The organism is Amycolatopsis sp. NPDC043887 (assembly GCF_056435665.1).
On record NZ_JBWKEB010000029.1, the window covers coordinates 61,555 to 68,656 of the forward strand.

Annotated in this window: 3 protein-coding genes; all 3 read left to right on the plus strand. The window is 66.3% G+C overall.

What is annotated here, in order from left to right:
- The first annotated feature begins 16 nt into the window (after window positions 1–16).
- The 3 genes from dnaE to AC069H_RS41445 all read left to right on the plus strand — a co-directional run bounded on the left by dnaE (window position 17) and on the right by AC069H_RS41445 (window position 6,773).
- A complete protein-coding gene (gene dnaE, locus AC069H_RS41435; protein WP_436462520.1) occupies window positions 17–3,601 on the plus strand; it encodes a DNA polymerase III subunit alpha in 3,585 nt (1,194 codons plus the stop codon).
- On the plus strand, window positions 3,601–5,073 hold the full coding sequence (locus AC069H_RS41440; RefSeq protein ID WP_478235964.1) for an MFS transporter: 1,473 nt from the start codon (window positions 3,601–3,603) through the stop codon (window positions 5,071–5,073). Before dnaE ends, AC069H_RS41440 begins: the two co-directional genes overlap by 1 nt.
- A 455-nt stretch (window positions 5,074–5,528) precedes the next feature.
- Complete coding sequence (locus AC069H_RS41445) at window positions 5,529–6,773, plus strand: low temperature requirement protein A (protein WP_478235965.1); 1,245 nt, start codon at window positions 5,529–5,531, stop codon at window positions 6,771–6,773.
- Window positions 6,774–7,102: the final 329 nt, after the last annotated feature.

The window sequence follows — 7,102 nt, forward strand, 5'->3', positions numbered from 1 at the left end:
GGGGAGGTTTTCGCTGGTGTCGAACGATTCCTTCGTCCACCTGCATGTGCACACCGAGTACTCGATGCTCGACGGTGCGGCGAAGATCGCCCCCTTGTTCAAGGAGGCGGCGCGCCTGGGCATGCCCGCGGTCGGGATGACCGACCACGGCAACATGTACGGCGCGGACGAGTTCTACCAGCAGGCGGTCAAGCACGACCTCAAGCCGATCATCGGCATCGAGGCCTACATCGCGCCGGAGAGCCGCTTCCACAAGAAGCCGGTCTTCTGGGGCCAGTCGAACCAGCGTGGCGCCGACGAGTTCGGTGAGGGCGGTGACGTCTCCGGTGGTGGTGCCTACACCCACATGACGATGCTCGCCGAGAACTCCACTGGCCTGCGCAACCTGTTCAAGCTCTCCTCCCTGGCGAGCATGCAGGGCTACTACCGCAAGCCCCGGATGGACCGCGAGCTGATCGCGGAGAACCACCACGGCATCATCGCGACCACCGGCTGTCCCTCGGGCGAGGTGCAGACGCGGCTCCGGCTGGGGCAGCGCACCGAAGCGATCCAGGCCGCGTCGGACTACAAGGACATCTTCGGCGCCGACAACTTCTTCCTTGAGTTGATGGACCACGGGCTGCCGATCGAGCGGTCGGTCCGTGAGGGACTGCTCGAGGTCGGAAAGCTGCTCGACCTCAAACCGCTGGCCACCAACGACTCGCACTACGTCACCAAGGACCAGGCTGACACCCACTCGGCGCTGCTGTGCGTGCAGGCGGGCAAGACGCTGAACGACCCGAACCGCTTCAAATTCGACGGTGACGGCTACTACCTGAAGTCGGCCGCCGACATGCGGGAATACTGGGACAAGGAGGTCCCCGGCGCCGCCGACTCGACGCTGCTGATCGCCGAGCGCGTCGAGTCCTACAAGGACGTGTACACGCACAAGGACCGGCTGCCGTTCTTCGAGGTCCCCGACGGCTACGACCAGGGCACCTGGCTGCGGGAAGAGGTCGCGCGCGGCCTGAAGTGGCGGTACCCGGACGGCGTGCCGGACCCGTACTACAACGAGCGCATCGAGATCGAGCTCGACGTCATCATCGGGAAAGGCTTCCCCGCCTACTTCCTCATCGTGGCCGACCTCATCAACTACGCCCGCAAGGTCGGCATCCGCGTCGGCCCCGGCCGTGGTTCCGCCGCCGGCTCGCTGGTCGCGTACGTCCTCGGTATCACCAACCTGGACCCGATCCCGCAGAAGCTGCTGTTCGAGCGGTTCCTGAACCCCGAGCGCGTCTCGATGCCCGATATCGACATCGACTTCGACGACCGCCGTCGCGGCGAGATGATCCGCTACGCCACCGAGAAGTACGGCGTCGACAAGGTGGCGCAGGTCATCACTTTCGGCACCATTAAGACCAAGGCGGCCATCAAGGACTCCGCCCGCGTCCACTTCGGCCAGCCGGGGTACGCGATCGCGGACCGGATCTCGAAGGCGCTCCCGCCGCCGATCATGGCGAAGGACATCCCGCTCTCGGGCATCGTCGACTCGAAGCACGAGCGCTACGGCGAAGCGGCCGAGGTCCGCGCCCTCGTCGAGACCGACGAAGAGTGCAAGACGATCTTCGAGACCGCTCGCGGCCTCGAAGGCCTGATCCGCAACGCCGGCGTCCACGCCTGCGCGGTCATCATGTCGTGCGACCCGCTGACCGACGCCATCCCGCTGTGGCAGCGTGACGACGGTTCGATCATCACCGGCTGGGACTACCCGTCGTGCGAGGCCATCGGCCTGCTGAAGATGGACTTCCTCGGCCTGCGGAACCTCACCGTCATCGGTGACGCGATCGACAACATCAAGACCAACCGCGGGATCGACATCGACCTCGACACTCTCGGCGTCGAAGACCCGGAGACGTACAAGCTGCTCTCCCGCGGTGACACGCTCGGCGTGTTCCAGCTGGACGGCGGGCCGATGCGTGACCTGCTCCGCCGGATGCAGCCGACGGTGTTCGACGACATCGTGGCGGTGGGCGCGCTGTACCGCCCCGGCCCGATGGGCATGAACGCGCACAACGACTACGCCGACCGCAAGAACGCGCGGCAAAAGGTCAAACCGATCCACCCCGAGCTCGAAGAGCCCCTGAAGGAGATCCTGGCCGACACCTACGGCCTGATCGTCTATCAGGAGCAGATCATGCACATCGGCCAGAAGGTGGCCGGGTACTCCATGGGCCGCGCGGACGTGCTCCGCCGCGCCATGGGTAAGAAGAAGGCGGAAGTCCTCGAGAAGGAGTTCGTCGGCTTCGAAGAGGGCATGAAGTCGAGCGAGCTGGTTCCCGGCGGCTTCTCCTCCGAGGCGATCAAGGCGCTCTGGGACACGATCCTCCCGTTCGCCGGCTACGCGTTCAACAAGAGCCACGCGGCCGCGTACGGCCTGATCTCGTACTGGACCGCGTACCTCAAGGCGAACTTCACGCCGGAGTACATGGCCGCGCTGCTCACCTCGGTGGGTGACAACAAGGACAAGTCCGCGGTCTACCTCTCGGAGTGCCGCCGCCTCGGGATCAAGGTGCTCCCGCCGGACGTCAACGAGTCGGCGCTGAGGTTCGCGGCCGTCGGGGAGGACATCCGCTTCGGCATGGGTGCCGTCCGCAACGTCGGCGCGAACGTCGTCGAGTCGATCATCAAGACCCGCGAGGAGAAGGGGAAGTACTCCTCCTTCACCGATTTCCTCGACAAGTCGGAGCTGGTGGCCTGCAACAAGCGGGTCATCGAATCGCTGATCAAGGCGGGCGGGTTCGACTCGCTCGGCAACACGCGGCTTTCGATGATCCAGGTGCACGAGGACGCGGTCGAAGCCGTGGTCCCGCTCAAGCGCCAGGAGGCGATGGGCCAGTTCGACCTCTTCGGGTTCGGTGGGGACGACGACGCGGAAGCCGCGGCGTCCTCGTCACCGCTCGCGCATCTGAAGTTCGGCGAAGAGGAGTACCCGCGCAAGCAGCTCCTGGCCTACGAACGGGAGATGCTCGGCCTCTACGTCTCGGCGCATCCGCTGGACGGCGCCGAACGCATCCTGCGCAAACACGCGCCGAGGCCGATCGCCGCGATCCTCGCCGACCCGCCGAAGGAAGGCGAGCTGGTCGTCTCCGGGCTGATCACCTCGCTGGAACGCCGGGTCAACAAAAAGGGCGAGCCCTGGGCGATCTGCACCATCGAGGACATGGACGCCTCGCTCGAGGTGCTGTACTTCCCGAAGTCCTACGCGATGTTCTCCGCCGACCTCATCGAGGACAATGCGGTCCTGGTCAAGGGCCGGGTGAACTGGCGCGAGGACAAGATGTCCATCTTCGGCGGCGGTCTCGTGCCGCTCGACCTGTCCGAGGTCGGCAACGGCGACGACGATCTGCCGCTGGTCCTGCTGGCCGCGGCGGAGAAGATCGACCAGTCGGTGGTCAGCGAGCTGAAGCAGACCTTGCTGGCGCACAAGGGCGAGACCCCGGTGCACCTCAAGCTGGTCGGCAAGAACCAGACGGTCTTCGCGCTCTACGACTATCCGGTCAAGGTGACGTCGATGCTGATCGGTGAGCTCAAGGGCATCCCCGGGATCGCCGCCAGCACCTGATGAGCGCCTGCGAACCCGACCCCCGGCGCTGGAAGGCGCTCGCCGTCTCGCTCGCCGCCGGGTTCATGGGGCTGCTCGACGTCAGCATCGTCAACACGGCGCTGCCCTCGATCCAGAAGGATCTCGGCGCGTCGAGCGGCGGGATCCAATGGGTGGTTTCGGGCTACGCGCTGGCTTTCGGGCTGGTGCTGGTGTCCGGCGGCAGGCTCGGTGACGCGCTCGGCCGCCGCCGCATGTTCCTGTTCGCGCTCGCCGCGTTCGTGCTGACCAGCGCGTTCGCCGGCGCGGCACCGAACGAAACGACGCTGATCCTCGCGCGGCTCCTGCAGGGTTTCGCCTCGGGCATGATGACGCCACAGAACAGCGGGATGATCCAGGACCTGTTCCGGGGCGCGGAACGGGGCCGGGCGTTCGGCATGTTCGGCGCCACCGTCGGGATTTCGACCGCGGTCGGGCCGGTGCTCGGCGGCGTGATCCTCGCCGTCTTCGGTGACCCGGAAGGCTGGCGCTGGGTCTTCTACGTGAACGTGCCCATCGGGATCCTGGCGTTCGCGCTGGCACTGAGATGGCTGCCGAAACCAGAGACACCGGCGAGAAGCCTGCGCGGTGAGATCGACTTCGTCGGCATCATGCTGCTGGGCGTCGCCGTGCTCGGTGTCCTGCTCCCGTTGATCGAGTCCGAACAGGGCGGGCTCAGCAGCCTGTGGTGGCTGTTCCTCGTCGCGGTGGCCTTCGGTTTCGCGTTCGTGCGCTGGGAACGCTCGATGGTGCGGCGCGGCCGTCCGCCGCTGCTGGACACCCGCCTGTTCACCGGAACCCCGGGCTACGCGACGGGTGCGGCCGTCGGCGCGCTGTACTTCAGCGGGTTCACCGGGATGTGGCTGGTCTTCGCCATCTTCTTCCAGCAAGGCCTCGGCTACACGCCACTGCAATCCGGACTCGCCGTCACCTCCTTCGCCCTCGGCTCGGCCGTATCGGCGGCGATCGCGGGACGGCTGGTGCCGAAGTGGGGCCGCAAGCTCACCGTCACCGGGCTGGTCATGGTGATCGCCGGGATGATCACGGTCGCCGTTCTCGCCGGTCAGGATCCAGGTTCCGCGGCGGGCTGGTGGTTCGCGCCGCCGTTGCTCGTCGCCGGGGTCGGTGGCGGCATGGTCATCTCGCCCAACACCACGTTGACGCTGGAATGCGTACCGACGTCGATGGCCGGGGTGGCCGGGGGAGCGTTGCAGACCGGGCAACGGATCGGCACCGCGATCGGCACGGTGGTGCTGGCCTCGGTCTTCCACGCGGTACTCGGTGCGAACGGGGGCTATCCGTCGGCGCTGACCGCCGCGATGCTGTGCGCCGCCACGTTGACGAGCTCGGCACTTTTACTCGCCGTGATCGAACTCCGCGCGCGCCGGAAGCGGCGTTTGCTCACCGAGCGGGAGGAAGCCGAGCGGGCTGCCGCCGACAGTCAACGCGGCTGAGTCTCCGCATGTGCCGATGACTACTTTCGGCAAGATCGGATGCTCCATCCGAGTGACTGAAGCTGTCATCCTCTGGTGCTACTCAGAGCAACCGGGTACACCTAACGGAGCCTTCACCGCTGTGACTTGGCTACCGACAGTGGTATTTCTGTCGATCGATCGGGGATGGATCGATCGGCGGGAGCGATCGTGGTGAGTCCGGAGTTCTCAGGAATGGACACCCGCGGTCACGAACCGGTGGACAGCCGTCGGCGTCCGCGGGGGACCGTTCGGCGGCGGCCGGCTCAACACCACTGGCGAGCCGAGTACCGGTGAGGCATTCGCGCGGGTGGGTTCGCGCGGGGTCGCCTGGGGAGGTGCACCCGGCCCGGACCCACCCGCCGCGCGTTCCTCCGAGTGTGTGAACCGCTTTCGGCTGCGAAGATCTCCGCAGATCGACAAGGCGAGGAGCACCGATGGCGGAGAGTTCTGTACGGCGGAGTCGGCTGCGGGTCTGGTACCGGCCGATGACGATGCGCGATTCCGGTGAAGGGCACCGGGTCGCGACCCCGCTGGAGCTGCTGTTCGACCTGTGTTTCGTGGTCGCCGTCGCGCAGGCCGCCGCCGGTCTGCACCACGCGATCGCCGAGAACCACATCGGGCACGGGGTGCTCAGCTTCGGGATGGTGTTCTTCGCGATCTGGTGGGGCTGGCTGAACTTCAGCTGGTTCGCGTCGTCGTTCGACACCGACGACGTCCCGTACCGGCTGGTGACGCTGGTGCAGATCGCGGGAGGACTGACCGTCGCCGCCGGTGTCTCGTCCGCCTTCGACGGTGACTTCAAGATCGTGGTCGCCGGCTACGTGCTGATGCGGCTCGCGATGGTCGTGCAGTGGCTGCGCGCCGCGCGGACCGATCCGGAATGCCGTCCGGCCGCGCTGCGCTATGCCATCGGCATCACGATCGTCCAGATCCTGTGGGTCGTCCGCCTCGGCCTCCCGGAGTCGCTGGCGCTGTCGTCGTTCTTCCTGCTCCTGCTGGCGGAACTCGCGGTCCCGGTGATCGCCGAACGCAAGCGCTGGACGGGCTGGCACTCGCACCACATCGCCGAGCGCTACGGCCTGTTCACGATCATCGTGCTGGGTGAATCCATCCTCGGCGCGACCACCGCGGTCAAGGAAGGGCTGGCCGAGGGCAAGCACACCGGCAGCTTGATTTCGCTCGCCGCCGCGGGTCTCGTGCTGGTGTTCTCCTTGTGGTGGCTGTACTTCGACCAGCCGGGTCATGTCCGGCTCGAAAAGGCGAAAAGCCTGTTCACCGTCGCGAGCTGGGGTTATGGGCACTATCTGATCTTCGCCTCGGCGGCCGCGCTCGGCGCCGGTCTCGAAGTCGCGGTCGACTACGACACCCACACCGGGCACGTCGCGTCCCTGCCCGCCGCGATGGCGACGACCGTGCCCGTCGTGATCTATCTGCTCAGCGTCTGGCTGATGCACATCGGTCCCACCAACGAATGCCGCCCGATCGCGATCGGCTTCCCGGTGACGGCGGTGCTCGTGCTCGGCGCGTCGTTCACGCCGGCGCCCATCCACATCACCGCCGGGCTCGCCGCCGCCCTCGTCGTGCTGACGGTGGTCGCCACCCACGGAGAGCCGGTGCCGGGCGAGGGGCCGATCGATGCAGGTCAGAGCCCCGGCGCGAAAAAAGGGACCCCCCTGTAAACGCCGGTTTCGGGCCGTGTAATGTTCTCTTCGTCGCCAGGGAAACCGAGCGGCCGCCGGGAACACGAACCAAGCTCCCACCGGATGGTGGTAGAGTGGGTGGTCCCGAACCGGAGAGGTAATTCTACCCCCGCTGAAACGGCAGTTTCGAGCAGGTGCTAGAGTGTGCTCCGGACAAAAGCCAAGAAATAAGTGCTTCGGATAAGGCCGCGTGATGGCGGTGCGATCTGGGGTGTGTTGCTTGAGAACTCAACAGTGTGCTAGTGAACTAAGCCAGTAGAGCTTATGTTTTATGAACCTCGTTTTGGGGTTCCTTTGAGAGCATTAGA

Bases quoted from the DNA above. Each gene is read 5' to 3' on its own strand.
- AC069H_RS41445 (WP_478235965.1), top strand. From the start codon at position 5,529: ATGGCGGAGAGTTCTGTACGGCGGAGTCGGCTGCGGGTCTGGTACCGG.
- AC069H_RS41440 (WP_478235964.1), top strand. From the start codon at position 3,601: ATGAGCGCCTGCGAACCCGACCCCCGGCGCTGGAAGGCGCTCGCCGTC.